Raw genomic sequence first — 25,207 nt, forward strand, 5'->3', positions numbered from 1 at the left:
ACTCACACCCCCCGGAGGGTCTCGGGAAGGGGCGGGGAGGGGCGAAAATCCGGGGTCTGGGGCGGAGCCCCAGCAGGGCCCAGGGGTTACAGGTGCCGGGCCAGGGCTGCCAGGAAGGACGTTACCGACGCGGGGCCGTTCAGGGACAGGTCCGCCCGCTCGGCCAGCTCGGGGATCACCGTGTCCGCCGCCACGAGCAGCCCCGGCACACCGTCCGAGCGAAGCTTCTCGACGGCGGCGAACGCGGGAAGGTCGCCCAGATCGTCGCCGGCGTACAGCACGGACTCGGCCCCCACCTCGCGGAGGTACGCCGCGAGCGCCACCCCCTTGTCCATGCCGGGCGGCCTCAACTCCAGGACCATGCGCCCGGGTTCGAGGACCAGGCCGTGTTGCGTGGCCAGCTCCGCGAGCGGTTCGCGCAGGGCCTCGAAGGCGGCCACGGGGTCGGTGGCCCGGCGGGTGTGGACGGCCACGGCCTGCCCCTTCTCCTCCACCCACGTACCGCGCCACGCACCGTGCGATTCGAGGAACCCGGGGAGTTCGGCACGGGCGGCGGCCACGCCGGGGTGGGGGGCGGGGGTGTGGACGGTGCCGGTGACCGCGTCCCAGCGCTCGGCGCCGTAGTGGCCCAGGACCACGAGGTGCTCCAGGCCGGGTACGCCCGCGAAGCCCCCGTAGCGAACGGCCACCCCGGCCGGCCGGCCGGTGATCACGGCTACGGACGCCACGTGCGGGGCGAGCGCGGCGAGCGCGGGTACGGCGTCGGGGTGGGCCCGGGCCTTCTCGGGATCGGCGACGATCTCGGCGAGCGTGCCGTCGAAGTCGATGGCCACGACGGCCTTCTTCGGCCGCGCGAGGATCGCGGCGAGGCCCTCGCGGCCGGACGGGGTGGCGGGGGTCGGCAGGGGTTCCGGTGGGCTTCCCATGCGGGTGACCCTATCGGGGAGCGGGAGGGAGAGGGGCGGGGGCACGTATGGCGCAACGGGGCGCGGGCTCAGCGCCGGTCGCGCTGCTCGTCGCGGACCCGGCGGAGACGGTTGACCGTGACCGGGTCGTGGGCGAGGGCGCGGGTGTCGTCGAGGAGGGCGTTGAGGAGCTGGTAGTAGCGGGTGGGTGAGACCCCGAGCTCCTCTCGGACGGCCCGTTCCTTGGCGCCGGGGGTGGGCCAGGCCTGCGCCTCCATCCGGAGGACGGCGCGGGCGCGGGCGTCCAGGTCGTCATCTGCCATGCCCCCCACGGTAGCCGCCCTCCCCGGGTCGGCCCCGGCCCCGATAGGCCCCGGCCCCGGTCGGACCCGGGTGGGCCCCGGGTCGGCCCCGGGTCGGCCCCGGCTGGGGCGGGGTGCCTCGGCCGCGGGCCGTGCGGGGTTGCTCGCGGGGCGCTTTCCCCACCCCGCCCCTTCCCGAGACCCTCCGGGGGTGGAGTGGGGTGGGCAGACTTCCGGGGGCTGCGCCCCCGGGCCCCCTGGTTCGGCCGCGGACCGTGCGTGGCTGGTCGCGCAGTTCCCCGCGCCCCTAACCCCGATCTCGTCCTCGTGCCGTGCGTGGCTGATCGCGCAGTTCCCCGCGCCCCTGTAGGTGACCCGGCACGGGCATCCTCAGCCCGTCCGGCGTTTGAGGACGAGCGCCCTTAAGGCGCGATACGGGGTCTGGGGCGGAGCCCCAGGGGCCCGGAACCAACCAACCCCGGGCCACGGGCGGGCGGGTGGGAAAACACCCCGGGGTTTGGGGCGGGGCCCCAAGGAACCCAGGGTTATTCGGCGTTCTCCGCGTCCATCGCCACCTTCGCGATGTCCTGAAGCACCGCCTTCGGCGACCCCCCGGGCGCCACCGCGGTCCCGATCTTCTTCTTCACCGTCTCGCTCACCTTGGGCCACGACGTCTTGCCCACCGGAGGCAGCTCGGACGTCGGCAGCGCCGCCAGGAACGGCTTCAGTTCCTTGTGCTTGGAGTCCGCCGCCATCGCCGAGGACGCCGACACCGTGGACGGCAGCAGGTCGTACTGGTCGGCGAACTTGAGCACGTTCTCGTCGGAGAACGTGAAGTCCAGGAACTTGCCGATCTGCGCCCGGTGCCCGCCCTGCTTGAAGCCCATGATCCAGTCGGCGACACCCATCGCCGCCTTGGCCTGGCCGTTGGGCCCGGGCAGCGGGACCATGCCGAACTTGACGCCCTTCTTCTTGGCCTGCTCCATCAGCGAGGGGTGGCCGTTCAGCATGCCGACCTCCCCCTTCGAGAACGCGTCGAAGGCGGCCTGCCGGTTCAGCTTGGCGGGCGCGACCGGGCCGGTCAGTTCGGGCTCGACCAGGTTGCTCTTCAGCCAGTCGAAGGTCTGGATGTTCTCGGGCGAGTCGATGTCGTAGCCGTCGACGGTGTTGGTGTAGCCGCCGTTGCCGCTGAGCATCCACATCATGGTCTCGGCCTGCGCCTCCTCGCTGCCGAGCGGCAGCGCGAAGGGGGTCTTCACGCCCTTGGCCTTGAGCGCCTTGGCGTCGGAGACGATCTCGGCCCAGCTGGTGGGCGCCTTGATGTGGGCCTGGTCGAACAGACTCTGGTTGTAGAAGAGCAGCCGCGTGGAGGCCACGAACGGCATGCCGTACTGGACGCGCTTGACGTTGCCCGCGTCCGCGAGCGGGGCGAGGAAGTTGGCCTCGACGGGGATCGAGAGCAGCTGGTCGACGCTGTAGAGCTTGCCGCCCGCCGCGTAGTCGGAGTAGGCGCCGATCTGCGCGATGTCGGGGGCGTTGCCCGCCTTCACCATCTCGGCGACCTTCGCGTCGACCACGTCCCAGGAGAAGATCTGGACGTCGACCTTGATGCTCGGGTTCTTCTTCTCGAAGTCGGCCACCACGTTGTGCCAGTAGGTCTTCGTGGTGTTGCCGCCGGCTATGTCGTAGTCGGCGGCCACCAGCTTGAGGGTGACGTCACCGGACCCGCTCTGCCCGCCGCATCCCGAGAGCACTGCCGTCATACCGAATGCGGCAACCGCCGCGGTCAAGCCCAAGAAGCGCCTGCGCACGCGCTATCCCACCCTCGTTGTGATCCTGACGGATCCAGTCGGTCCCCCGTGACGTCCTGTATTTGAGCTGCGATTTTCCCTCATACGGGGGTATGAGGTCTACACCAGTCGCATATCGCTTCCGCAACGCCCGGTGCAAGAGTACATTGGGAAACTTTCACCGCAGAAAGCGCTTTCTATTTCATCCGGCGAGTGGACTAGACCTTTAGTGGGTGTTGGCGCGAGACTGTCTCCCGTGAGACACGTCATCGCCCTGGATGTGGGCGGCACCGGTATGAAAGCCGCCCTGGTCGGGGCGGACACCGCGCTGTCCGGGGGCGCTGCCCCCAGACCCCCCAAGCTGCTCCACGAGGCGCGCAGGCCCACCGGCAGAGAGCGCGGCCCCGACGCCGTCGTCGAGTCGATCCTCGCGTTCGCCGCGGATCTGCGGGCGTACGGCGAGGAGCACCTCGGCGAGAGCGCGGTCGCGGCCGGCGTCGCGGTGCCCGGCATCGTCGACGCCGAGAACGGGATCGCCGCGTACGCCGCGAACCTGGGCTGGCGGGACGTGCCGATGCGGCGGCTGCTCAGCGAGCGCCTGCACGGGGTGCCGGTCGCGCTCGGCCACGACGTGCGCACCGGCGGCCTGGCCGAGGGCCGCGTCGGCGCGGGCCGGGGCGCCGACCGCTTTCTGTTCGTGCCGCTCGGCACCGGCATCGCGGGTGCCATCGGCATCGACGGCCGGGTCGAGCCGGGCGCGCACGGCTTCGCCGGGGAGATCGGCCACATCGTCGTACGCCCCGGCGGCATCGCCTGCCCGTGCGGCCAGCGGGGCTGCCTTGAGCGGCTCGCCTCGGCCTCCGCGGTGACCCTGGCCTGGGCCGAGGCGAGCGGCGACCCGGACGCGGACGCCGCCGACTGCGCCAAGGCGGTGGAGTCCGGCGACCCCCGCGCCCTCGCGGTGTGGCGGAACGCGGTCGAGGCGCTCGCCGACGGCCTGGTCACCGCGCTCACGCTGCTCGACCCCCGCATGCTGATCATCGGTGGCGGACTCGCCGAAGCCGGGGAAACCTTGTTCGTACCGCTCCGGGCCGCCGTCGAGGAGCGGGTGACGTTCCAGAAGCTGCCCGAGATCGTCCCCGCGGCGCTCGGCGACACCGCCGGGTGCCTGGGCGCGGGCCTGCTCGCCTGGGACCTGGTGGCCGAGACCGCCGCGGCCGCCGGCCCCGGCGACCCGACCGCCGACCCCCGTGAACCGAGCGCCGACTCCGACCCCGACTCCAGTGAGGTAACCGCCTGATGGCCGCATCGAAAGTTCTCTCCGGCGCTCGCGTCGTCCTCCCGACCGGGGTCGTCGAGAACGGACGCGTGATCGTCGACGGCACCGCCATCGCCGGGGCCGCCCCGGCCGACGCGGACTCGCTCGACCTGGCGGGCCACTGGATCGTGCCCGGCTTCGTCGACACGCACAATCACGGCGGCGGCGGCGCCTCCTTCACCAACGGCACGGTCGAAGACGTCCTCAAGGGGGTCCACACCCACCGCCTGCACGGCTCGACCACCGTCGTCGCCTCCACGGTGACCGGTGAGATGGACGTCCTCGCGCAGCGCGCCGGACTGCTGTCCGAGCTGGTCGAGCAGGGCGACCTGGCCGGCATCCACTTCGAGGGCCCGTTCATCTCGCCCTGCCGCAAGGGCGCGCACAGCGAGAGCCTGCTGCGCCATCCGGACCCGGCCGAGGTCCGCAAGCTGATGGACGCCGCGCGCGGCACCGCGAAGATGTTCACGCTGGCCACCGAGCTGCCCGGCGGCCTCGACTCGGTGCGCCTGCTCGCCGAGCACGGCGTCATCGCGGCGATCGGCCACACCGACGCCTCGTACGAGCAGACCGTCGAGGCGATCGACGCGGGCGCCACCGTCGCGACCCACCTGTTCAACGCGATGCCGCCGCTCGGCCACCGCGAGCCCGGCCCGATCGCGGCCCTCCTGGAGGACGACCGGATCACCGTCGAGCTCATCAACGACGGTACGCACCTGCACCCCGCGGCCCTCGAACTCGCCTTCCACCACAAGGGAGCGGACCGCGTCGCGTTCATCACCGACGCGATGGACGCGGCCGGTTTCGGCGACGGCCTCTACCACCTGGGCCCGCTGGAGGTCGAGGTCAAGGAGGGCGTGGCCCGGCTCGTGGAGGGCGGCTCGATCGCGGGCTCCACCCTCACCCTGGACCGCGCGTTCAAGCGCTCGGTGACGATCGACGGCCTCTCGGTCGAGGACACCGTACGGGCGCTGTCGGCCAACCCGGCCCGGCTGCTCGGCCTCGACGACAAGGTCGGCTCGCTGGAACCGGGCAAGGACGCCGACCTGGTGGTCCTGGACGCCGACTTCGCCGTCAAGGGCGTTCTGCGCAAGGGCAGTTGGATCGTCGAGCCCGAGCTCGGCTGAGCCCCGGCCCGCGCCTTTCGCGGGAATCGCACGGCGGCCGGTCCGGGGTCTGGGCCTGCCGCCGTCCGTTTGACATGATCACCGGGTGATTCTGACCGTCACGCTGAACACCGCACTGGACATCACCTACCGCATCCCCGCCCTCGTACCGCACGCGAGCCATCGCGTGGACGAGGTCACGGAGCGCCCCGGCGGCAAGGGCCTCAACGTCGCCCGGGTGCTTGCCGCGCTCGGGCACGAGGCGGTCGTCACGGGATTCGTGGGCGGCCCGAGCGGCGAGGTGCTGCGCGCGCTGCTCGCGAAGGACGCGCCCGTCGACGAGCTCGTCCCCGTCGAGGGCGCCACCCGCCGGACCATCGCCGTGGTGGACGCGGCGACCGGCGACACCACCCAGCTCAACGAGCCGGGACCGCTGGTCTCGCCCTCCGAGTGGGACGCCTTCCTCGCCGCGTACGGACGGCTGCTCGCGGGCGCCGACGCGGTGGCCCTGTGCGGAAGCCTGCCGCCGGGCCTGCCGGTCGGCGCGTACGCGCAGCTGGTGCGCCAGGCCCGCACCGCGAAGGTGCCGGTGCTCCTGGACACCAGCGGGGAGGCGCTGCGCCGGGGCATCGCGGCGCGGCCCGATCTGGTCAAGCCGAACGCCGACGAGCTGGCGCAGCTGACCGGTTCGCGCGAGCCGCTGCGGGCGGCGCGGGACGCGCGCGGGCGCGGCGCGCACACGGTGGTCGCCTCGCTCGGCGCCGAGGGCCTGCTCGCCGTCTCCCCCGACGGCCTGTGGCAGGCGGCGCCGCCGGCCGTTGTGCGCGGCAATCCGACGGGCGCGGGCGATTCGGCGGTGGCCGGACTGCTGTCGGGCCTGGTCGAGGGCCTGGACTGGCCGGGCCGGCTGACGCGCGCGGTGGCCCTGTCCGCGGCGACCGTGGCGGCGCCCACGGCGGGCGAGTTCGACCGCGCCACCTACGAGAAGACGCTCGGCTCGGTGCGCGTGACCGAGCACGCGCCCTGAGCCGAGCGTCCACTATATCTGACGGGTCGTCAGTCGGTGGTCAGCCAGAGCTGATCGAGGTTGACGTTGCACTGGTTGCCCTGCTCGCAGGACAGCTTGATCTCGTTGACGCCCTTGTTGAGCGTCACGTTCGCGAACGTGGTCTGCCATCCCTTGGCCCAGTCCCCCGCCGGGGAGTGGGCGAAGTTCTGCATGTTCATCGGGCGCGACTCGGCCTTGCCGTTGAGCGATATCGTCGCGTTCGCGTCCGCACCGGGGACACCGAAGCGCAGGCGCAGCTTGTACGCGCCGGCCTTGGGCACGTTGGGCTTCCAGGTGACCGAGGCGCCCACGTTGTTGAAGTTGCCGACGAACGCGCCGCCCGTGCCCTTGGCGCCCGGCACATTGGTGCCGACCTGCGCCGAGCCGCCGAGCGTGAGCGTCGCCGCGTCGCCCTTGGGCAGCTCCGTCGAGCCGGAGGGCGTGGACGAGGGGTCGCCGCTCGGCGTGGACGAGGCCTGACCGGACGCCGAATTGCCCGGATTGGCCGCGTTGTCCTTCTTGTCCGTGTCGCCGCTGTTGCTGGCGAGCGCCACCGCGATGCCGATGACGACGGCCGCGACCACGGCGACCGCGCCGATCAACAGGCCCTTGGTGTTGGGGCCCCGGCCGCCACCGCCGTTCTGCTGCGGGGGCGGGCCCTGGCGGGGCGGGGCGCCGCCGGGGTAGGTCTCGGGGGCCGCGTACTGGGCGGTCGGCTGCCCGTACTGCTGCGGTGGGGGCCCCTGGTGCTGCTGTGGCGGCCCCTGGTACTGCTGCTGCGGGATCTGGCCGCCGTACTTGCGCTCACCGACCGTGCGCACCTGGTTGTACGACGTCCTGGGGACTCCGGGCTGCTGGTGCCCCACCGTCGGACCCGGGTAGCCGTAGCCGCCACCGTTGCGGGGCGGGTTGGCGCCTGCCGCCTGCCCGTCCTCGTAGAGGTAGCCGAACGGATCGTCGTCCTCGGGGGTGTTCGCGCCGCTGTTGCCGGGCGTCGTCATCCGGGGTCACTCCTCACTGTCCGCCAGCCGTCGCCGACCGGCCGAGCCTACCCCGAACGGACCACTGCCCGATCTGGCCCCGACCACACACCGCCGGGGCCGGGCCGCGGTCAGCCCGCGCGGCGGTGGACCTTGGAGCGGGAGCGCTTCTCGATGTACATCCGTTGGTCCGCGGAGCGCAGTACCTCTTCCACGGACATCCCGCAGCTGGCCCAGCCGATGCCGAAGCTGGCCCCGACGCGGACCGCCCGGCCGTCGACCCGGATGGGCGGAATGATCGCGTTGCGGAGCCGGACCGCCAGGTCGGCGGCGTCCGCCGCGCCGAGCCCGTCGGCGAGGACGACGAACTCGTCACCCCCGAGCCGGGCGACGGTGTCGCCGTCGCGGACCCCGGTGGTGAGGCGGCGGGCGACCTCGATCAGGACGGCGTCACCGGTGTGGTGGCCGAACCTGTCGTTGATCGACTTGAAGCCGTCGAGGTCGCAGAAGAGCACCGCGAGCCCCTTCGTACCGTCGTCGATCTCACTGTCGGGGGCCACGGTGTGGACGTGGTGGTCGTACGGTCCGCCGCCGGGCACCGCCTCGAAGTCGAAGCCGTCGGCGCGGAAGGCGTGCCCGTGCACCTCGGTCTCGGCCGCGCCCGGCGGCCGGCCGTAGGCCGCGTCCAGGGACTCGGCGGTGGCCGCCGGGCCGACCGAGTGCGGCCGGGGACAGAGCCGGGCCGAGAGCCTCGCGCGCAGCTCGGCGCTGTTGGGCAGGCCGGTGAGGGCGTCGTGCGAGGCGCGGTGGGCGAGCTGGAGCTCGTGCCGCTTGCGGTCCTCGATGTCCTCGACGTGGGTGAGCAGGAAGCGCGGCCCGTCGGCGGTGTCGGCCACCACGGAGTTGCGCAGCGACACCCAGACATAGGTGCCGTCGCGCCGTCCGAGCCGCAGCTCGGCCCGGCCGCCCTCGGCGGAGGTGCGCAGCAGCGTCCCTATGTCCTCGGGGTGCACGAGGTCGGCGAAGGAGTAGCGCCGCATGACGGAGGCGGGCCGCCCGAGCAGCCGGCACAGCGCGTCGTTGGTGCGCAGCAGCCGCCCGTGCTGGTCGCCGCCCATCTCCGCGATGGCCATGCCCGAGGGCGCGTACTCGAAGGCCTGCCGGAAGCTTTCCTCGCTCGCGCGCAGCGCCTGCTGCTCGCGCTCCAGGCGGACGAGGGCGCGCTGCATGTTTGCGCGGAGCCGGGCGTTGCTGATCGCAATCGCGGACTGCGACGCGTACATCTGGAGGGCTTCCCGCCCCCAGGCGCCGGGCTTGCGGCCGTTGCGCGGCTTGTCGACGGAGATGACGCCGAGCAGTTCCTGGGTGCCGCCCGCGGAGTACATCGGGGCGTAGAGGCGGTCCTGGGGATGCCACTCGTCCTCGAACCGGGGGTCGGGGCCCTCGGTGTACCACTGCGGTACGTCGTCCTCCAGGAGCACCCAGCCCTCGGTGTGCGGGATGAAGCGCAGGCCGTCCCAGTCCTCGCCCATCGCCAGGCGGCGCTCCCAGGAGGTGCGCGAGCCGACCCGGCCGGTGATCAGGGCTTCGGCGGCGGCGTTGCCCGCGAAGGCGGCGACGACCAGGTCACCGTCGGGGCGTACGAGGTTGACGCAGGCCAGCTCGTAGCCGAGCCCGGCGATGACGCCGTCCGCGACGGTCTGCAACGTGTCCGCGAGGCTGCGGGCCGTGTTGAGTTCCCCGACCACCTGGTGCAGCTGCCGCAGGGTCGCAAGACGGACGTAGGGCTCCGACTCGGTCTCCATTGCTCGCTCTCCCCGAGACCTCGACAGCAACTCCTGGCTTCAGATCGGCATTCCTTTGTGCACTGTCCAGCCACTGAATCACAGCGAGCTGTCTAGCCGGTACACAGGGTCAACAAATAGTGCCTTCTGTGACTCAAGTCACAGCAGATGATGGGGTGTTGGCCGTTCTTTCCGTCTTTGCCCCCTACCTTTCCTGAACGCAAACTGAGAACGGGCCGAGAACGGACGGAGCCTTCACGCGCGGCGCGCGGCGGCCGGATCCGCATCGGCCCAGGGACCTAGGTCCCGCCTGGTCCCAAGGCCCGATGCGCTTCGCGGTGGCAGGAGACTAGCGTTCCGCTTGTGTTGCAGACACCCCTGACCGCCGCCCTTTCCGCACTTGCTCCGGAAACCCCGCATCCTGTGGGGGTGAGCAATGACGAGTTCCGCGCCGCGATGTCCCGACTGGCCGCAGGCGTCGTCCTGGTGACCGCGCACGACAGCGACGACGGGCCACGCGGCGAAGACGTCGGCATGACCGCGACGGCCTTCCTCTCGGTCTCCCTCGACCCGCCCCTCGTCCTGATCTCGCTGCGCAACGGCTCACGGATGGACGACCTCCTCGCCGAACAGCCGCTGTGGGCGGTGTCGCTGCTGTCAGAGAGCCAGCGGCACATCGCGGGCCGGTTCGCGATGAAGGGCCGGATCAGCGACCGCCTGCTGTTCGAGGACATCCCCTACACCCGGGGCGAGGTGAGCGGCGCCCCCCTGGTCGGCGGCGCGCTCGCGACCCTGGAGTGCCGCACCGAGCAGCGCATGGAGGCGGGCGACCACACCCTGGCCATCGGCCGCGTCCTGACGGCGAACCTGCCGAGCGCGGAGGGCGGGCCGCTCACGTACTTCCGGGGACGGTACCGGCAGTTGGGGTGACGCCACGGCCCGGCAGGAAGCTCCTCTGGGACTCCCGCGTCAGCCCTGCCGCACGCGCGGCTTCCGTGCGCTTGGCCGAGGCAGGGCTCAGGGCGCCGGTGCGGATCGTGGCCTCGCTCAACTGCCCCCACGGGGGCGGCCGCAGGAATGCCACCCTCATCAGGCCGTCGCCGAGATCGAGGGTGACAAGACCGGTGCGGCCGTCACGCTCGTACACGACGTAGTCCCACTGCTTCACGTCGTGGCTCCCTCGTCGAGCACGGCCGGAGCGTGCGGGGGCTGCGACCACCTTCTCGGTGCCGGCCGGTCGAGGAGCCGTTCCTGCCCGACCCGCGCCAGATCGGCGACCCGGACGGGATCGCACACGTCACCCACGCGTTCCGGCGGCACGGCCCAGTGCGTACGCGGCCCCTGCCTGCGGCTGGGGTGCGGAACCGCCAGCCCGGACCCACGCCCCAGGCAACGGCTCGCCGGGGCCTGCCAGCCCCGTGCGGTCCGGGTCGGGACGAGGGCGTAGTACGCGCCCGAATCGCGTACTACCGCCCCCTGGAGGTACTCCGCCAGGAACCAGGCCGGCGTCGCGTGCGCGGTGCTGCCCACGGCGGCGTGCACGACCGCGTCGGCGACCCTGACGGCGTCGAACCGGGCCCCGAGCGCGATCACGGGAGTCGCCTCCGGGTCGCGCCCCCACTCCCGGAGCGCCGGTACGGCCTCGGGCATCGGGCCCGCGAGCCACGCGGTGAGCTCTCGTACGTCCGTGGTGCTCATGCTGCGGCGCCGGGGGTTTTGACGGCGTCCCGTTCGACGTCGGCCAAGGTCGGACGGGCACCTCCGACACTGGGCCGAGTGCGGGCCTTTCTGCGAGGCACGTTCATCATCTGCTCCGGTTCCTTCACTGGCATGGAGTGAAGGTAGGGGCGGATCAGACCCGTTGCCCGAACAGGGAGTTCGGGCGAACCCAGGGTTCGGGTCCGTCAGGTGATGTGGAGACGTTCGGCAAGGCTGTCGACCTGGCGGCGATAGGTGGGCCGTACCCGTCTGCGCAGTTCTGCGATGAGGGTGATCGCCGTCGGGCTGCGCGAAAGATCCTCCGGTGAGAGTTCCTCCAGTGCGAGGAGGTGGACGAGGACCGCGGCGTCGTCCCGGCGCATGGCGTAGCAGCGAGCTACTTCCAGAGTGAACGTGAACTGCCGCTCCCGGCTGGGCAGGGCTTCGGTGTCGACTTCGTCCGCGACTCGCAGCGCTTCGGCCGACTCGCCGGCAAGCATCTCGATACTGAGGGCGTGCAGTTCCACGTTCGTGGGACCGAAGACGGTGTGCTGCACGTTGCCTTCCCCGGCCTCCCTCGCGAGGGGGACGGCCTTCTCCGCCAGGCGCGCTCGGGCGTTCCACCACTGGTGGCGGCGGGCCGCTGCAACAACGGCGACGAGTTCCAGGGCGCCCTGGATGGCGCTGATCCGAGGGGTTCTGGTCTCGCGGTCGAGTCGGCTGACGGCATTGAGTGCGATGTCGGCGGCCTCTTCGAGGGCGTCGTCGCGAGGATCGGAGAGCAGAACGTGGCCGAGATTCCAGGATGCCGCGGCGATCCGAACCGGATCGTCGGCGTCTTCGGCGGCGCGAACGGCCCGATCGGCGACCATCAGGGACAGATCGAGGCGCCCAACACGGCGGCAGTAGGAGCGCAGCAGCCCGTACAGGTCGACAGACGTGCGCAGGGCATCACGCCGGGCCGCCGGGTCGCTGCCGTCGCGGTGGACACGTACCGCGTGCTCGACATCCACGATGAGAGCGGGGAGCACGACGGCGATGCCAGTGAAGCGCGTCGTTGAGGTCTGCCAGATCCGCCACGCCCGTTCGACCCGCTCACGGAGCACTGCGGACTCGACGGGCTCGCCGGACCGGGCTGGGCCGTAGCCCATGAGTGCGCGGGCGATGGCTGGTTCGTCGGTCACGGGTGCCGGGAGTTCGGGTGGGGTCTGCTCGGCGAGGAGAGCGGCGACGGGTACGCCCAGTTCGGCGGCGAGGCGGGAGAGCACGGCGGCGGAGGGGACGCGTGCGCCGTTCTCGATGAGGGACAGGTAGCGCTCGCTGATGCCGCAAAGACCGGCGACGGCGGCCTGTGTGCGGTTGCCGTTCTTGGTGCGGTAGTACGCGATCCGCCCACCGATCGGCAGTCTTGGTGCGTCCATGTTGTGCTCGCTCCCTCCCCGCGTGGTGGGTGTTCCGTCAGCCTAGGGCGACGACACACGTCGCGGACACTTTCTGTGACCATCGGTGCACAGGCTCGATACCTTGTGGGATTCGGGGAGTTGGGGAGGCCGGACATGCGGCTGGTGCTGTGGGACATCGACCACACTTTGATCTCGACACGTGGGGTGGGGAGGGAGCTGTCGGCTGCGGCGTTCCTTCGTGTGACGGGGCAGCCGATGCGGGAGCAGGCGAAGATCGACGGGATTACAGAGCCGGTCATCTTTCGGGAGACCGCGAAGCTGCACGGCCTGGTTACTGGGCGAGCGGACTTCGAGGAGTTCGCCCAGGTGCTGTCCGAGGAGCATCGGACTCGGTCGGGTGAACTGCGCGAGCACGGGGTTGCGCTGGCCGGCGCTGCGGCAGCCCTCGGAGCCCTTGACGCGGCCGGCGTGACACAGACCGTGGTGTCGGGAAACGTACGGGCCGTGGCGGGGATCAAGCTGGCTGTGTTCGGGCTCGACCGGCACATCCGCTGGGAGCTCGGCGCCTATGGTGAAGACGCGGACGGACGAGCGGAGTTGGTACGGCTTGCCCTGGAGCGTTCCGGCGCGACGGCCGCGGACACGGTGCTGATCGGCGATACCCCGGCCGACGTCCAGGCAGGGCTCGCTAACGGGGTGCGGGTCATCGCCGTGGCCACGGGGAGCAGTGACGAGCACGAGCTGCGCGGTTGTGGGCCGTTCGCGGTCCTGCCGGATCTGTCCGATACGGAGCGTTTGGTGATGCTGATCGCCGAGGGGGCGTAGGGGCCATCGTCGTACCCCTACGGGAGCCGGAGGCTTCTCGGGCCGACGCCGCCGACCGCCGCCGAAGGCCGAACCGGCACCCGGCCCGGCATCTCCGAGGGAAGGGCCCGGCACCGGCGCCCCCGCCCGGCACCTACCAGTCGCGCCCCGAGCGGCCCTTCTTCGTCTGGGCGCGGGCCTTCTTCTCACGCAGGCGGCGCTCGTTGATGCCGCGCGGGATCTTCGTGGCGCGGCGCGGCTTGGGCGGCGGGGCGGTGGCCTCGGCGAGCAGGGAGGTGAGGCGGACGGCCGCCGTCTCGCGGTTGCGCCACTGCGAGCGGTGCTCGGACGCCCGTACGGAGACGACACCGCCCACGAGCCGGCTCGCGAGCCGCTCCAGGGCCCGGGCCTTCCAGACCTCCGGCAGCGCCTCGGTCTTCGCGAGGTCGAAGCGGAGCTCCACCTGCGAGTCGCTGGTGTTGACGTGCTGGCCGCCGGGCCCTGACGACCTGGAGAAACGCCAGATCAGCTCGGCCTCCGGGAGGGAGACGGAGCCGCGGATGAAATAGGGCCCGGACATGACATCCATGGTGCCGGGTGCGGGGCACCTCGTCACGCGCTTTTCACCCCCGACGGGCCCCCGGTGTCCCTTCGGCGGCCGCCCGGTCCCCCGCCACGGGCCTTCGGCGCCGGGCCTCGGCCGCCGCATGACGGCCCCTGACGGCTCTTGACGGCCCTTTGGCAAAGAAAGCAAAGCGGGATGGAACCTCTCGGTCCCCTGCCGACGTTATGGGGGATGACGGTAGCTTCGGGACGGCTCGAAGCCCGCACACCACGATGAAGGGGACATCCCATGGCTGTAAGCCTGTCCAAGGGCGGCAACGTCTCGCTCACCAAGGAGGCCCCGGGCCTGACCGCCGTCACGGTCGGCCTCGGCTGGGACGTCCGCACCACCACCGGAACCGACTTCGACCTCGACGCCTCGGCCATCGCGGTGAACGCGACGGGCAAGGTCTACTCGGACGGACACTTCGTCTTCTTCAACAACAAGTCGACGCCGGACCAGACCATCGTCCACACCGGTGACAACACCACCGGCCAGGGCGAGGGCGACGACGAGGCGATCAACGTCAACCTGGCGGGTCTGCCCGCCGACGTCGACAAGATCGTCTTCCCGGTCTCCATCTACGACGCCGAGACCCGCTCGCAGAACTTCGGCCAGGTGCGCAACGCGTACATCCGCATCGTGAACCAGGCCGGCGGCGCCGAGATCGCCCGCTACGACCTGAGCGAGGACGCCGCGACCGAGACCGCGATGGTCTTCGGCGAGCTGTACCGCAACGGTGCCGAGTGGAAGTTCCGCGCCGTGGGCCAGGGTTACGCCTCGGGCCTGGTCGGCATCGCGCAGGACTTCGGCGTCAGCGTCTGACGTTCGGGCGCTGCGACGGCAGTTGAGCGTGGAGGTGCCCCCGGCGGGAGAAGCCGGGGGCACTTCCGCGTTCCGGACGAAGGCTCGGGACGGAGGCGCGGGGCGAAGGCACGGGACCGAAGTTCCGGACGAGGACTCCGGACGAAGGCTCCGGACGAAGGCTCCGCGCGCTCGCGGCGCGCACACGCGCCCTCCCCCCAACTCCCTTACGCGCGGCTTGAATTAGTCGGTCAGCGGACAGCATCGACCTGTTTTCGGACACGATCAGGTCAAATAGTTGTCGCGTCACTGTCAAGGAGTGGTCATCGGCTGGCAGTCTCCCATTCGCCCCCACGGAACGAGTGAAGGAGACCACCGAGTGCGAACCACTCTGCGTGCCGCCGCTCTTGCTGCATCCGCCGCCATGGTCGTCGTCGGCGTACAGGCCGGCTCCACCGCCGGCGCCACCGACCGCGCCGCCGGTGCCACCGCCCTGGACCTCAGCAGCGCCCAGCGCGCCGACGCCCTGAGCGCGGCGCAGGACGCGGCGCCCGCCACCGCCAAGGAACTCGGGCTCGGCGCCAAGGAAAAGCTCGTCGTCCGCGACGTCATCAAGGACGCCGACGGCACGGTCCACACCCGCTACGAGCGCACCCTCGACGGCCTGCCCGTCCTCGGCGGCGACCTCGTCGTGCACTCCTCGAAGGACGGCGCCGTCAAGGGCGTCGACAAGGCGACCGACGCGAAGATAGCCGTCGCCACCACCACCTCGCTCAAGGCCGCCCCCACCGGCTCGCGCAAGGTCGTCTGGGCCGCTTCCGGCAAGCCGGTCCTCGCGTACGAGCGCACGGTCACCGGCACCCAGCCGGACGGCACGCCGAGCCGCCGCGACATCGTCACGGACGCCGCCACCGGCGCCCAGATCTACTCCCACGAGGAGATCGAGACCGGCACCGGGACCAGCGAGTACTCCGGCACCGTCACGCTCGGCACCACCAAGAGCGGCTCGACCTACAGCCTCACCGACGCCGCGCGCGGCGGCCACAAGACGTACGACCTGAAGGGCGGCAGCTCCGGCACCGGCACGCTCTTCACGAAGTCCACCGACACGTGGGGCAACGGTTCGCCGTCCAACCGCGAGACCGCCGCCGTCGACGCCCACTACGGTGCGGCCGAGACGTGGGACTTCTACAAGACCGAGCTCGGCCGCAACGGCATCGCGGGCAACGGCAAGGCCGCCTACTCGCGGGTCCACTACGGCAACGCGTACGTCAACGCGTTCTGGGACGACAGCTGCTTCTGCATGACGTACGGCGACGGCCAGGGCAACAACAAGCCGCTCACCGCGCTCGACGTGGCCGGCCACGAGATGAGCCACGGCCTGACCGCGGCCACCGCCAAGCTGAACTACAGCGGCGAGTCCGGCGGCCTCAACGAGGCGACCAGCGACATGTTCGGCACCTCGGTCGAGTTCTTCGCCAACAACGCCTCGGACAAGGGCGATTACCTCATCGGCGAGAAGATCGACATCAACGGCAACGGCACCCCGCTGCGCTACATGGACAAGCCCAGCAAGGACGGCGCTTCGGCCGACTACTGGTCGAGCGGGGTCGGCAACAAGGACGTGCACTACTCGTCCGGCCCGGCCAACCACTTCTTCTACCTGCTGTCCGAGGGCAGCGGCGCGAAGACGATCAACGGCGTGAACTACAACTCGCCGACGTACGACGGCTCCAAGGTCACCGGGATCGGCCGCGTCAAGGCGTACAAGATCTGGTACAAGGCGCTCTCCACGTACATGACCTCGACCACCAACTACAAGGCCGCGCGTGCCGCGACCCTGAAGGCGGCGGGCGACCTGTACGGCACGACCAGCACCGAGTACAAGACGGTGGCGGCCGCCTGGACCGCCATCAACGTGAAGTGACCCGCCCGAAGTCCTGAAGCAGGGCACCAACACGCCTGCTTCCACGGGCAGTTGAGCCCGGCACCCTACGGGGTGTCGGGCTTTCCGTCTCCGTAGAGCCAGGTGTCCCACACCGCCGAGAGGCGGTGGCCCGCCTCCTCGTCCACGAAGCGGATGAAGTCCTTGGTCGAGGCGTTTCCGTGGCGGTTGACCCGCACCCAGTCCTGGACCAGGGTGCGGAACCTGGCGTCGCCGACGGCCTCGCGGATCTTGTGGACGACCATGGCGCCGCGCACGTACACCGGCCGCCCCGACACGTCGGCGGCGGTCGGCGGCTTGGCCGGCGGGAAGGCCCAGATGTCGTCGCCGTCGTCCTTGGCGTACTCCCCGTCGAAGATCTGCTGCGCGCTCGGACCGCCGTGGTCCTCGCTCCACAGCCACTCCGTGTACTGCGCGAAGCCCTCGTTCAGCCACATGTCGCGCCAGGCGGCGGGGGTGACGGAGTCGCCGAACCACTGGTGGGCCAGCTCGTGCACCAGGGTGCTGGCGTCGAAGTGGTCCAGCGGCAGCACGGGCCGGTTCTGCGTCTCCAGGGCGTAGCCCGCGGCCTTCGCCGGCGCCACGATCACACCGGTGGACGCGAACGGGTAGGGCCCGAACCGCTTCTCCTCCCAGGCGAGCATGTCCGGCAGCTGCGCGACGACATCGGCGGTCTGCTTGCGCACCCCGGGGTCGATGGCGCTGTAGATGGGGATGCCGGACTTGGTCGTCCCCTTGTCGATCTCGTACGGCCCGATCGCGACGGTCGCCAGATAGGTGGCCATCGGCTGCTCGGTACGCCAACTGAACGTCGCACGGCCCTTGTTGACGGTCCGTGACACCAACTCGCCGTTGGACACGGCCTGCAGACCGTCGGGGACGGTCACCTTGATGTCGTACGTGGCCTTGTCGCTCGGGTGGTTGTTGGACGGGAACCAGGCCATCGAGCCGGTCGGTTCGCCGAGCGCGAGCACGCGCCCGCCGGGCGAACGCAGCCAGCCCTCCTCGGAGCCGTCGAGGTCCGTGAGGGTCTTGGGGCGGCCCGAGTAGCGCACGTACGCCGTGAACGTCTCGCCCTCGACGAGGTCCTCCCTGGGGCGCAGGGTCAGTTCGTCACCGGCGCGGTTCACGGCGGCCGCCTCGTCGTCGACGGTGGCCGACTCCACGTCCATGCCCGCGAAGTCGAGGTCGAAGGCGCTGAGGTCCTTGGCGGCCCTGGCCACGATCGTGGCCCCGCCCTTCAGGATCCCGCTCCCCGGGTCGTAGTCCAGGTCGAGGCTGTAGTGCTGGACGTCGTAGCCGTCGTTGCCGAGCTTGGGGAAGAGCGCGTCGCGCGTGCCGGAGGCGCCCGGGGTGCCGATCACTCCGCCGGAGCAGGAGGTGACGGCGAGGGCGGTGAGCAGCGCGACGGCCGCGAGGCGGGTACGGCGGAATCGGCTGTGTCGGCTGCCCCCGAGCCGTGCCGGTACTGTCCGCCTCTCCGGTCGTTTGTCCACGTCTGTGATCCTACGGGCGACACGGCCACCCGCTCACGGCGGCCGTGTTTCCCCTACCAGGGCTTTACTTCCCCAGTGCGGCGACGCCCGCCTGGGCGAACTTCTCGTCGAGGTCGCCGCTCGGGGCGCCGGCCACGCCGACGGCGGCGACCGGGGCGCCCTTCACCTGGACGGGGGCGCCGCCGGCGAGGAACAGGGTGCCGGGGATGTCCTTCAGGTTCGGGGTCTGGGCGAGGCGCTTGGCCAGCTCGGAGGTGGGCGCGTTCCAGGAGATCGCGGTGTACGCCTTGCGCTCGGCGGACTCCGGCGACTGCGGGCCCGCGCCGTCGCCGCGCAGCGTCACCAGGGTGTTGCCGTCGCGGTCGACCACGGCGACGGACACCTTCTGGTTCTCCTTGACGGCCTCGTTCAGTGCGGCCTGGGCGGCCTTGGTGGCGGCGGCCACGGTGAGGTGGGTGGAGGTGGTGAGGTTGTGGCCGGAGGCGGCGGCCGCGGCGGGGGCGGCCGTTCCGGTCGCGTTGGCGGCGTTGGCGGTGACGACGCCGAAGGTGCCGGCTGCGGCGATGGCGAGCGCGGTGGCGGACAGGGCGAGCTTCTTGTTCTTCGTGGTGAGGTTCATGCTTCGATCCTCCCGGCGCGGGAGCGCCCTCCCCCTCGGCGTACCGGCTGCTCGTGCGGAGCGTTACGGCGGATGGGCCCGTCAGCCGATCGGTTGATGCGGGGGTGGCCGGGGCGGGTGACGATGAGGGGGCTGCCCGTACGTACGGGCAGGTGAGAGGTCCGGCGGGCGAGAGCGGAGCGGGAGGCGTGAACGGGGTGAGCGGGGTGAGCGGATCCGGGCGGACGCATCAGGGCGAGGACGAGGCCGGTACCCCCGCCGCCGGTACCCCCGCCGCCGGTACCCCCGCCGCCGGTACTCCCGTAGCCGGTACTCCCGTAGCTGATGCTCTCGTCGCTGATGGTCCCGTCGCTGATGCTCCCGGCACCGAGCGGTGGCTTCCGGTGGTCATGCACGCGGCGTTCTTCCTGCTGCTCGGCGCCTCGCTCGCCCGGTTCCTGATCCGGCACCCCGGGGACGCCCGCACCCCCTGGATCATCGCCCTTTCGACGGCGCTGGCCCTGCTGTACGTGCTGGGGCCCGCGCTGGGCTCGCGGCCGACCCCGCGCCGGCTCGCCTGGCTCGGCGGGGTCGTGGCCACCTGGATGGTCCTGGTGGTGCTCGCGCCGAGCTTCGCGTGGTGCGCGGTCCCGCTGTTCTACACCGGTCTGCGTACGCTGCGGCCGCGCGCGGCGCTGGTACTCGTGACGGTGCTGACCGCCTTCGTGGTGATCGCCCAGGTCGAGCTCTCGACCAGCGGCTTCGACCCGAATCTGGTGCTCGCCCCGCCCGCCGTGGCGGCCATCGCGACGGCCGTGTTCGTACAGATGCAGCGCCAGGCGGACCGGCAGCGTGAACTGGCCGAGCGGCAAAGGCAGTTGATCGACGACCTGCTGCGCACCCGGCGCGAACTCGCCGCCACCGAACGCCGCGAGGGCACCCTCGCCGAACGCCAGCGGCTCTCCATGGAGATCCACGACACCCTCGCGCAGGGCCTGTCCAGCCAGCAGATGCTGCTTCAGGCGGCCGACCGGGTGTGGGCCACCGACGCCGACGCCGCGCGTCGTCACGTCCGTACCGCCGAGTCCATCGCGGAACGCAACCTCGCCGAGGCCCGCCGGTTCGTCCACGACCTGACCCCCGCCGACCTCGCGGAGGGCGGCGGCCTGGACGAGGCGCTGCGCACGCTGGCGGCGCGCGAGTCGGCGGAGTCGGGGGCCTTCGAGGTGCGCTGCCACATCGACGGGGCGCCGGTCGCGGCGCTGCCCGACCGGGTCGGCTCGGCGTTGCTGCGCATCGCCCAGGGCGCGCTCGCGAACGTACGCGAGCACGCGGGCGCGACGACGGCGGCGCTCAGCCTCACCTACCTGGGCGACCAGGTGGTCCTGGACATCGCGGACGACGGCCGGGGCTTCACGCCCGGAGCCCTCGGCGCCCGGGCCCCGTCCCCCGGCGTACGGGGGCACGGCCTGCCCGCGATGCACGCGCGGGTACGGCAGCTGGGCGGCACCCTGACCGTCGAGTCCTCCCCCGGCGAAGGCACCGTCCTGTCCGCCGCGATCCCCTTGGAGCCGCGCCCATGACCCCATCGTCCGTGCCCGTACGGATCCTGCTCTGCGACGACCACGTGGTGGTGCGGGCGGGGCTGCTCGCGCTCATCGGCAGCGAGCCGGACATCGAGGTCGTCGGCGAGGCGGGCAGCGGCGAGGAGGCGGTGGCCGCGGCGGCGAAGCTGAAGCCGGACGTGGTCCTGATGGACCTCCAGCTGGGGCCCGGCATCGACGGCGTCGAGGCTACGCGGCGGATCGCGGCGAGCGGGGTTCACGTGCTGGTCCTGACGACCTACGACACGGACGCGGACATCACCCGGGCGATCGCGGCGGGGGCGACGGGCTACCTCCTCAAGGCGGAGCGGCCCGAGGAACTGTTCGCCGCGATCCGGGCGGCGGCGCAGGGCCGCACCGTCCTCTCCCCGCCGGTGGCGAGCCGCGTCATGAGCCGGCTGCGGGGTGCCTCCCGGCCCGCCCTGACCCCGCGCGAGCTCGACATCCTGGCCCAGCTGGCCAACGGCCTCGGCAACCGGGAGATCGCCCGGGCGCTCTTCATCAGCGAGGCGACGGTGAAGACGCACCTGGGCCGCATCTACGAGAAGCTCGGCGTCGACACGCGGGCGGGGGCGGTGTCCGTCGCCAAGGAACATCGCCTTCTGCCCTGACGGGGGGGGGTTGCCCACCCACCCGCCCGTGGCCCGGGGTTGTTAGGTTCCGGGCCCCTGGGGCTCCGCCCCAGACCCCGTTCGCGCCTAAAGGGCGCTCGTCCTCAAACGCCGGACGGGCTGAGGATGCCCCGATGCTGGCCAGCACAGAGTCATTCGGGGTCACCTACAGGGGCGCGGGGAACTGCGCGACCAGCCACCCACGGTCCGCAGCCGAAAAAAGGGGGTCCGGGGCGCAGCCCCCGGAAGCCCACCCACCCCCACTCACACCCCCGGAGGGTCTCGGGAAGGGGCGGGGTGGGGCAAAACAACCCCCTGAGCGCCCCCGGACCCAAGGGCAGAGCCCACGCCCACCCGCCCCCCGGGAGGGGGGCCCGCGAAGGGGGCCGCAAAAGGCGGGCGCCCGAGCCATGGCACCATCGAGGCGTGCTCGACATCGGCTACTCCCTATCCCGCCGCTTCCCCGACCCCACCCGCATCGACTACCGCCGCGCAGACGTCTACACCCTCCGCCACGACCTCTTCTGCGGAGACGTCTACCTCGCCGACACCAAGGCGGACCGCGAGGTGTCCACAGCCTGGGGATGGGTGCCCGTGCTCGACTTCGCCTGGGCACTGTGCGACACCGTCGAGCGGCTGGACGAGAACCCCCTGGGTTCCCGCGCCGCCCGCCCCCAGTACGCCGAGATCGACTTCACCGAGTCGTCGGACCGGATGCTGTTCGAGCGCCGCTTCGGCTGGGTGGACGTGGAAGCGGACTGGATGCCCGCCGACGAGCCCCCGCTCACCTTCTCGCACACCGAACTCCGCCGCGAGACAAGGGACTTCCTGCACGACCTGATCGCGGACCTGACCGACCTCCACGAGGACCTCGGCGAAAACCCGATCGTCTGGGACCTCCAGGCCCGCTTCCCCCGAACCGACTGACCCCGCCCCTGGGCAAACCGGCCGAGGGGCCGGCCCCGGGGAACCAGGACGAAGGGGACCAGGACGAAGGGGATTCGGGACGAAGGGGATTCGGGACGAAGGGGACTCGGGAGCGAAAGGAGGGCTCAAGCCTCCACCCGCACCCCCACCTGCGCCGCGAACGCCGGTGCCAGGTCCAGGAGTTGGGATGGGCTGATGACCGCCCCGGCCAGCCGCTCCACCCCGCGCGAGATGTCGAGCAGCGTCGCCCCGCGCAGATCGACGTCCTTGAGCCGGGCCCCGGTGAAGTCCGCCCCGCGCAGCTCGCACCCGTGGAACTCGACCCTTACCAGCGAGGCCCCGCCGAAGTCCGGCTCGGAGAGCACACAGCCCTCGAAGACGACGTCGCGCAGCTCGGCCTCCCGCAGGTTCAGGTAGTCGATCTTTCCGCCCCGGATCAGCACCCGCTCCAGGACCGAGCCGTGCAGCTGCACCCCGCCCATCCGGACGTCGCGCACCTCCACGTCCCGCAGGCTGGCCCGCGCAAGATCCGTACCCACCCCGCGGATCCCGGAGAGGACCGAGTCGATGAAGCGGGCTCCGGTCAGCCGCGTGTCGTCCAGGACGCATCCGTACATGCCGCAGTCGAGGAAGCGCGAGCTGTGCGCCTGCTGGCGCGCCAGGTCGAGATCCCTGAACTCGAGCCCGTCATAGTCACCCTCCGGCTCCAGCTCGCCCGCACCGAACGGCGCCAGTGGCGGCAGTCGCACCTCCGCCCTGCGGGCACCCGCCGTAGCCGCCGTCTTCTTCGCACTCCGTGCCGCTGCCATGTCCCCATGCTGGACCATGGCACTGACAATCACCCCTGCTCGGACCCGGGGGAACCACTCACTCCATAAATTCGCGGCCTGGACATGTCACATTCCAGCCGCCCGTCCCGTCCCGTTTCCGTACGCCTTCCGGGACCGGAACCACGACCGGACCACGACCGGGGACGCGCCCGTTCCACCGGCGCCGGGTGCCGTACGGAAGGGGACCCACGTCGGCGCGCGGCACCCGGCGGGTGAGCGGGCCGCGCTCGGCGGGCGCATGGCGTCGCGCCCGCCTTCGCCGTCGCCGATCCGGACACCCCGGCCTGGCTGGAACGCTTCCGTCCACGACGGACCGCGGCTACGCCCCGGCTTCCGCCGCCCCCAGCTTCCCCAGCGCCGCATCGGTCAGCCGGTACACCGACCACTCGTCCTGCGGCCGCGCGCCCAACGACTCGTAGAAGTCGATCGTCGGCGCGTTCCACTTCAGGACCGACCACTCCAGGCGGTCGTAGCCACGGGCCACACAGATGCGGGCCAGTTCCTTCAGGAGCGCCTTGCCGTGACCGCCGCCCCGGGCTTCGGGGCGTACGTACAGGTCCTCCAGGTAGATGCCGTGCACCCCGCGCCACGTCGAGAAGTTGAGGAACCAGATCGAGAAGCCGACCGGCTCGCCCGACTCGTGCTCGGCGATGTGCGCGAAGGCGGCCGGGTGCTCCCCGAACAGGGCCTCGTGGAGCTGGGCGGGGGTGGCGCGGACCTCGTCCAGGGACTTCTCGTACTCGGCGAGCTCGCGGATCATCTCGTGGATCACGGGGACGTCGGCGGCGGTGGCGTTGCGGATCATGGGCGAAGGGTAGGCACCGGCTCCCGTGCCCCGCACGACCATTTCGTCATGCGGACCGGCCGCCCCCGAAGGATCGGAACCGCCCCCGAAGGACGCGGACCGGCCGGCCGGCCCCGAAGGATGCGGACCCACCCCGAAGCCCCGCCCGGACAGGGCTTGCGGCCGCACTTGTCGCCGAAGCCCCGGCCGGACAGCCCCACGCGAACCCACCCGGAAGCCCCACCCCGAAGCCTCGTCCGGACAGCCGCTCCGCCCGCCCTGAGGCGGATGCCAGGCGATCCGGGGTGGCGGAACCGGCGGCCGGGATGTCGGTCCGCCCACGCACCCCGCCCCCGTGCGTGAATCGGGGCATGAGGCCCCTCACCCCCGGCATGCGACCGATCCGGCACGTGCCGCGCTCCATCTGCCGCCGCATCGGTGGGTACATCCGCAGCGCGCCCGGCACCTACCTCTGGCTGGCCGCGCTGTTCGTCACCACCATCGCCATGCGCCACATGTCACCGGAGTTCGAGGCCGACTTCCTGCGGCAGCGGTCCACCAACATCCACGAGCTGTCGACCAACCCCCGCCGGGTCCTGATCGCGAGCGCGTTCTGGACCGACGGCGGCAGCTGGCTCTCGTACGCCGTGCTCTACAGCGTCTTCCACGCCCAGGCCGAACGCTGGCTCGGCACCGCCCGCTGGCTGGTCGTCGCCTTCGGTACGCACGTGGCCGCCACCTTCATCAGCGAGGGCGCTCTGCTGTGGGCGATCCGGCACGGCCATGCGCCGCAGTCCGCCGTCAACACCCTTGATGTGGGCGTGAGTTACGCGCTGGCCGGGGTCGTCGCCGTACTCACGTACCGGATCGCGGCTCCGTACCGCTACCTCTACCTGCTCGGCGTGCTCGTCATCTACGGCGCCCCGCTGATCAGCGGCCGCACCTTCACCGATCTGGGGCACTTCGCGTCCGTGCTCGTCGGGCTCGCCTGGTATCCGCTCACGCGCGGGCAGGGCGGTCCGCCGTGGAATCCGGCCGACACCGTACGGAGTGCGGCCGCGGCCGGCCGGCGGCTCCGGCGGGCCCGCCGGCCGAACCCCGAGGGCGCCGCCCGGGGCCCCCGCTAGGAGACGCCCGCCTCGGCGAGCACCTTCTTGAACGCGTCCGCGTCGAAGAGCGCCCGGCCGTCGCCCGCCGGCTTCTTGCCGTCGATCAGGACCACGGGACTGCTCTGGACGCCCGAGTCCTCGAACGCCTTCTCCGCCGCGCTCACGAAGTCCTTGTACGTGTTCTCGCGCACCGCCTTGTCGAAGGCGGCCCCGCGCAGGCCGGGCACCTGGTCGGCGATCTTCAGGAGGTTGTCGGCGGTGAAGGCGTCGTCCGTCTCCTCCTTCGGCTGGCTGGCGAAGACGGCCGCGTGGAACTCGGGGAACTTGCCCCGCTCGACCGAGGCCCGCATCGCGTTGACGGCCCGCTTGGAGCTGTCCCCGCCGAAGTTGCGGTCGAGGAACGAGGCGATCGTGTAGCGGACCTTGACCTTGCCCTCGGCCGCGAGCTGGGCGACCGCCACCGCGCCGCCCTCCTCGAAGTGCTTGCAGAACGGGCAGCGCGGGTCCTCGTACACCGTCACGGTGTGGGGCGCCTTCGGGTCGCCGACGACGATTTCCGCACCCTCGACCTTCGCGGGCAGTTTCGCCAGCGTGGCCGCGTCCGGGGAGGACTTGGCGGTCAGCTCCGCCTGCGCGGACGTGCCCGATCCGGAGCCGGAGGAGCAGGCGGCCGCCGAGAGGCCGAGGGCGGCGGCCGCCACCGCCGCGACGGCGGCACGACGGAAACTGCGTACACCCATGAACACTCAACCCTTCG

Annotated in this window: 25 protein-coding genes; 11 read left to right on the plus strand and 14 right to left on the minus strand. The window is 71.6% G+C overall.

Features of this window, described 5'->3' with window-relative positions; translation table 11 throughout:
• Positions 1-86: 86 nt before the first annotated feature.
• From otsB to ACFYZA_RS34810, 3 genes are all read right to left on the minus strand, one after another.
• Entirely contained in the window at positions 87-926 is an 840-nt protein-coding gene (gene otsB / locus ACFYZA_RS34800; RefSeq protein WP_382598650.1) for a trehalose-phosphatase, read from the minus strand.
• Positions 927-994: 68 nt separating this feature from the next.
• Positions 995-1,228, minus strand: coding sequence for a DUF3263 domain-containing protein (locus tag ACFYZA_RS34805; RefSeq protein ID WP_382598648.1), 234 nt, complete (start codon positions 1,226-1,228; stop codon positions 995-997).
• A gap of 524 nt (positions 1,229-1,752) precedes the next feature.
• Positions 1,753-2,970, minus strand: a complete 1,218-nt coding sequence (locus ACFYZA_RS34810; protein ID WP_382598646.1) for an extracellular solute-binding protein — start codon at positions 2,968-2,970, stop codon at positions 1,753-1,755.
• 283 nt (positions 2,971-3,253) lie between these two features.
• On the opposite strand from ACFYZA_RS34810, the gene ACFYZA_RS34815 reads away from it, so the two are divergent.
• From ACFYZA_RS34815 to ACFYZA_RS34825, 3 genes are all read left to right on the plus strand, one after another.
• Positions 3,254-4,297 (plus strand): ROK family protein, encoded by a 1,044-nt coding sequence (locus ACFYZA_RS34815; protein ID WP_382598644.1) that lies wholly within the window; start codon positions 3,254-3,256, stop codon positions 4,295-4,297.
• Positions 4,297-5,442, plus strand: coding sequence for an N-acetylglucosamine-6-phosphate deacetylase (nagA, locus tag ACFYZA_RS34820; protein WP_388494527.1), 1,146 nt, complete (start codon positions 4,297-4,299; stop codon positions 5,440-5,442). Before ACFYZA_RS34815 ends, nagA begins: the two co-directional genes overlap by 1 nt.
• Before the next feature lie 85 nt (positions 5,443-5,527).
• Positions 5,528-6,448: a 1-phosphofructokinase family hexose kinase gene (locus ACFYZA_RS34825; protein ID WP_388494528.1), complete on the plus strand. Its 921-nt coding sequence runs from the start codon at positions 5,528-5,530 to the stop codon at positions 6,446-6,448.
• 29 nt (positions 6,449-6,477) lie between these two features.
• Here the strand turns inward: ACFYZA_RS34825 and ACFYZA_RS34830 are convergent, their stop codons facing one another.
• Both ACFYZA_RS34830 and cdgB read right to left on the minus strand, forming a co-directional pair.
• Positions 6,478-7,470 (minus strand): CBM35 domain-containing protein, encoded by a 993-nt coding sequence (locus ACFYZA_RS34830; RefSeq protein WP_388494529.1) that lies wholly within the window; start codon positions 7,468-7,470, stop codon positions 6,478-6,480.
• A 110-nt stretch (positions 7,471-7,580) separates the two neighbouring features.
• On the minus strand, positions 7,581-9,254 hold the full coding sequence (gene cdgB, locus ACFYZA_RS34835; protein WP_388494530.1) for a diguanylate cyclase CdgB: 1,674 nt from the start codon (positions 9,252-9,254) through the stop codon (positions 7,581-7,583).
• A gap of 342 nt (positions 9,255-9,596) precedes the next feature.
• Between cdgB and ACFYZA_RS34840 the strand changes: the two genes are divergently transcribed.
• Entirely contained in the window at positions 9,597-10,163 is a 567-nt protein-coding gene (locus tag ACFYZA_RS34840; RefSeq protein WP_382598635.1) for a flavin reductase family protein, read from the plus strand.
• Here ACFYZA_RS34840 and ACFYZA_RS34845 read toward each other — a convergent pair.
• From ACFYZA_RS34845 to ACFYZA_RS34855, 3 genes are all read right to left on the minus strand, one after another.
• Complete coding sequence (locus tag ACFYZA_RS34845) at positions 10,126-10,401, minus strand: hypothetical protein (RefSeq protein ID WP_382598633.1); 276 nt, start codon at positions 10,399-10,401, stop codon at positions 10,126-10,128. The two genes, ACFYZA_RS34840 and ACFYZA_RS34845, sit on opposite strands and share 38 nt — an antisense overlap.
• Positions 10,398-10,931, minus strand: coding sequence for a hypothetical protein (locus ACFYZA_RS34850; RefSeq protein WP_388494531.1), 534 nt, complete (start codon positions 10,929-10,931; stop codon positions 10,398-10,400). The genes ACFYZA_RS34845 and ACFYZA_RS34850 overlap by 4 nt, the downstream gene beginning before the upstream one ends.
• Positions 10,932-11,137: 206 nt before the next feature.
• A complete protein-coding gene (locus ACFYZA_RS34855) occupies positions 11,138-12,352 on the minus strand; it encodes a helix-turn-helix domain-containing protein (RefSeq protein WP_388494532.1) in 1,215 nt (404 codons plus the stop codon).
• Between the two features lie 135 nt (positions 12,353-12,487).
• On the opposite strand from ACFYZA_RS34855, the gene ACFYZA_RS34860 reads away from it, so the two are divergent.
• Positions 12,488-13,159: an HAD family hydrolase gene (locus ACFYZA_RS34860; RefSeq protein WP_382598627.1), complete on the plus strand. Its 672-nt coding sequence runs from the start codon at positions 12,488-12,490 to the stop codon at positions 13,157-13,159.
• A 133-nt stretch (positions 13,160-13,292) separates the two neighbouring features.
• Here the strand turns inward: ACFYZA_RS34860 and arfB are convergent, their stop codons facing one another.
• On the minus strand, positions 13,293-13,727 hold the full coding sequence (gene arfB, locus ACFYZA_RS34865) for an alternative ribosome rescue aminoacyl-tRNA hydrolase ArfB (RefSeq protein WP_382598656.1): 435 nt from the start codon (positions 13,725-13,727) through the stop codon (positions 13,293-13,295).
• Between the two features lie 264 nt (positions 13,728-13,991).
• Between arfB and ACFYZA_RS34870 the strand changes: the two genes are divergently transcribed.
• The gene (locus tag ACFYZA_RS34870) at positions 13,992-14,567 is read left to right on the plus strand and encodes a TerD family protein (protein ID WP_161252700.1); all 576 of its coding nucleotides are present in this window, start codon (positions 13,992-13,994) and stop codon (positions 14,565-14,567) included.
• A gap of 403 nt (positions 14,568-14,970) precedes the next feature.
• Positions 14,971-16,473 (plus strand): M4 family metallopeptidase, encoded by a 1,503-nt coding sequence (locus ACFYZA_RS34875; RefSeq protein ID WP_382598654.1) that lies wholly within the window; start codon positions 14,971-14,973, stop codon positions 16,471-16,473.
• A gap of 65 nt (positions 16,474-16,538) precedes the next feature.
• Here the strand turns inward: ACFYZA_RS34875 and ACFYZA_RS34880 are convergent, their stop codons facing one another.
• Positions 16,539-17,987, minus strand: coding sequence for a M1 family metallopeptidase (locus ACFYZA_RS34880; RefSeq protein ID WP_388494533.1), 1,449 nt, complete (start codon positions 17,985-17,987; stop codon positions 16,539-16,541).
• A gap of 64 nt (positions 17,988-18,051) precedes the next feature.
• Positions 18,052-18,606 (minus strand): heme-binding protein, encoded by a 555-nt coding sequence (locus ACFYZA_RS34885; RefSeq protein ID WP_388494534.1) that lies wholly within the window; start codon positions 18,604-18,606, stop codon positions 18,052-18,054.
• 197 nt (positions 18,607-18,803) lie between these two features.
• On the opposite strand from ACFYZA_RS34885, the gene ACFYZA_RS34890 reads away from it, so the two are divergent.
• From ACFYZA_RS34890 to ACFYZA_RS34900, 3 genes are all read left to right on the plus strand, one after another.
• Positions 18,804-20,168 (plus strand): sensor histidine kinase, encoded by a 1,365-nt coding sequence (locus tag ACFYZA_RS34890; RefSeq protein ID WP_388494574.1) that lies wholly within the window; start codon positions 18,804-18,806, stop codon positions 20,166-20,168.
• Entirely contained in the window at positions 20,165-20,800 is a 636-nt protein-coding gene (locus ACFYZA_RS34895; RefSeq protein WP_388494535.1) for a response regulator, read from the plus strand. Before ACFYZA_RS34890 ends, ACFYZA_RS34895 begins: the two co-directional genes overlap by 4 nt.
• Before the next feature lie 426 nt (positions 20,801-21,226).
• Complete coding sequence (locus ACFYZA_RS34900; protein ID WP_382598616.1) at positions 21,227-21,727, plus strand: hypothetical protein; 501 nt, start codon at positions 21,227-21,229, stop codon at positions 21,725-21,727.
• A 125-nt stretch (positions 21,728-21,852) separates the two neighbouring features.
• Here the strand turns inward: ACFYZA_RS34900 and ACFYZA_RS34905 are convergent, their stop codons facing one another.
• Positions 21,853-22,536: a pentapeptide repeat-containing protein gene (locus ACFYZA_RS34905; protein WP_382598614.1), complete on the minus strand. Its 684-nt coding sequence runs from the start codon at positions 22,534-22,536 to the stop codon at positions 21,853-21,855.
• A gap of 340 nt (positions 22,537-22,876) precedes the next feature.
• Complete coding sequence (locus tag ACFYZA_RS34910; protein ID WP_388494536.1) at positions 22,877-23,362, minus strand: GNAT family N-acetyltransferase; 486 nt, start codon at positions 23,360-23,362, stop codon at positions 22,877-22,879.
• 371 nt (positions 23,363-23,733) lie between these two features.
• Between ACFYZA_RS34910 and ACFYZA_RS34915 the strand changes: the two genes are divergently transcribed.
• On the plus strand, positions 23,734-24,468 hold the full coding sequence (locus ACFYZA_RS34915; RefSeq protein WP_382598652.1) for a rhomboid-like protein: 735 nt from the start codon (positions 23,734-23,736) through the stop codon (positions 24,466-24,468).
• On the opposite strand, the gene ACFYZA_RS34920 is transcribed toward ACFYZA_RS34915, so the two are convergent.
• Positions 24,465-25,190: a DsbA family protein gene (locus ACFYZA_RS34920; RefSeq protein WP_382598610.1), complete on the minus strand. Its 726-nt coding sequence runs from the start codon at positions 25,188-25,190 to the stop codon at positions 24,465-24,467. The two genes, ACFYZA_RS34915 and ACFYZA_RS34920, sit on opposite strands and share 4 nt — an antisense overlap.
• Between the last annotated feature and the right edge of the window lie 17 nt (positions 25,191-25,207).

Source organism: Streptomyces sp. NPDC001828 (genome assembly GCF_042892175.1).
In the GTDB taxonomy this organism is placed as follows: Bacteria; Actinomycetota; Actinomycetes; order Streptomycetales; family Streptomycetaceae; genus Streptomyces.

Bases quoted from the DNA above. Each gene is read 5' to 3' on its own strand.
- otsB (WP_382598650.1), bottom strand. From the start codon at position 926: ATGGGAAGCCCACCGGAACCCCTGCCGACCCCCGCCACCCCGTCCGGC.
- ACFYZA_RS34805 (WP_382598648.1), bottom strand. From the start codon at position 1,228: ATGGCAGATGACGACCTGGACGCCCGCGCCCGCGCCGTCCTCCGGATG.
- ACFYZA_RS34810 (WP_382598646.1), bottom strand. From the start codon at position 2,970: ATGACGGCAGTGCTCTCGGGATGCGGCGGGCAGAGCGGGTCCGGTGAC.
- nagA (WP_388494527.1), top strand. From the start codon at position 4,297: ATGGCCGCATCGAAAGTTCTCTCCGGCGCTCGCGTCGTCCTCCCGACC.
- ACFYZA_RS34830 (WP_388494529.1), bottom strand. From the start codon at position 7,470: ATGACGACGCCCGGCAACAGCGGCGCGAACACCCCCGAGGACGACGAT.
- cdgB (WP_388494530.1), bottom strand. From the start codon at position 9,254: ATGGAGACCGAGTCGGAGCCCTACGTCCGTCTTGCGACCCTGCGGCAG.
- ACFYZA_RS34850 (WP_388494531.1), bottom strand. From the start codon at position 10,931: ATGAGCACCACGGACGTACGAGAGCTCACCGCGTGGCTCGCGGGCCCG.
- ACFYZA_RS34855 (WP_388494532.1), bottom strand. From the start codon at position 12,352: ATGGACGCACCAAGACTGCCGATCGGTGGGCGGATCGCGTACTACCGC.
- ACFYZA_RS34860 (WP_382598627.1), top strand. From the start codon at position 12,488: ATGCGGCTGGTGCTGTGGGACATCGACCACACTTTGATCTCGACACGT.
- arfB (WP_382598656.1), bottom strand. From the start codon at position 13,727: ATGGATGTCATGTCCGGGCCCTATTTCATCCGCGGCTCCGTCTCCCTC.
- ACFYZA_RS34870 (WP_161252700.1), top strand. From the start codon at position 13,992: ATGGCTGTAAGCCTGTCCAAGGGCGGCAACGTCTCGCTCACCAAGGAG.
- ACFYZA_RS34875 (WP_382598654.1), top strand. From the start codon at position 14,971: ATGGTCGTCGTCGGCGTACAGGCCGGCTCCACCGCCGGCGCCACCGAC.
- ACFYZA_RS34885 (WP_388494534.1), bottom strand. From the start codon at position 18,606: ATGAACCTCACCACGAAGAACAAGAAGCTCGCCCTGTCCGCCACCGCG.
- ACFYZA_RS34895 (WP_388494535.1), top strand. From the start codon at position 20,165: ATGACCCCATCGTCCGTGCCCGTACGGATCCTGCTCTGCGACGACCAC.
- ACFYZA_RS34905 (WP_382598614.1), bottom strand. From the start codon at position 22,536: ATGGCAGCGGCACGGAGTGCGAAGAAGACGGCGGCTACGGCGGGTGCC.
- ACFYZA_RS34910 (WP_388494536.1), bottom strand. From the start codon at position 23,362: ATGATCCGCAACGCCACCGCCGCCGACGTCCCCGTGATCCACGAGATG.
- ACFYZA_RS34915 (WP_382598652.1), top strand. From the start codon at position 23,734: ATGCGACCGATCCGGCACGTGCCGCGCTCCATCTGCCGCCGCATCGGT.
- ACFYZA_RS34920 (WP_382598610.1), bottom strand. From the start codon at position 25,190: ATGGGTGTACGCAGTTTCCGTCGTGCCGCCGTCGCGGCGGTGGCGGCC.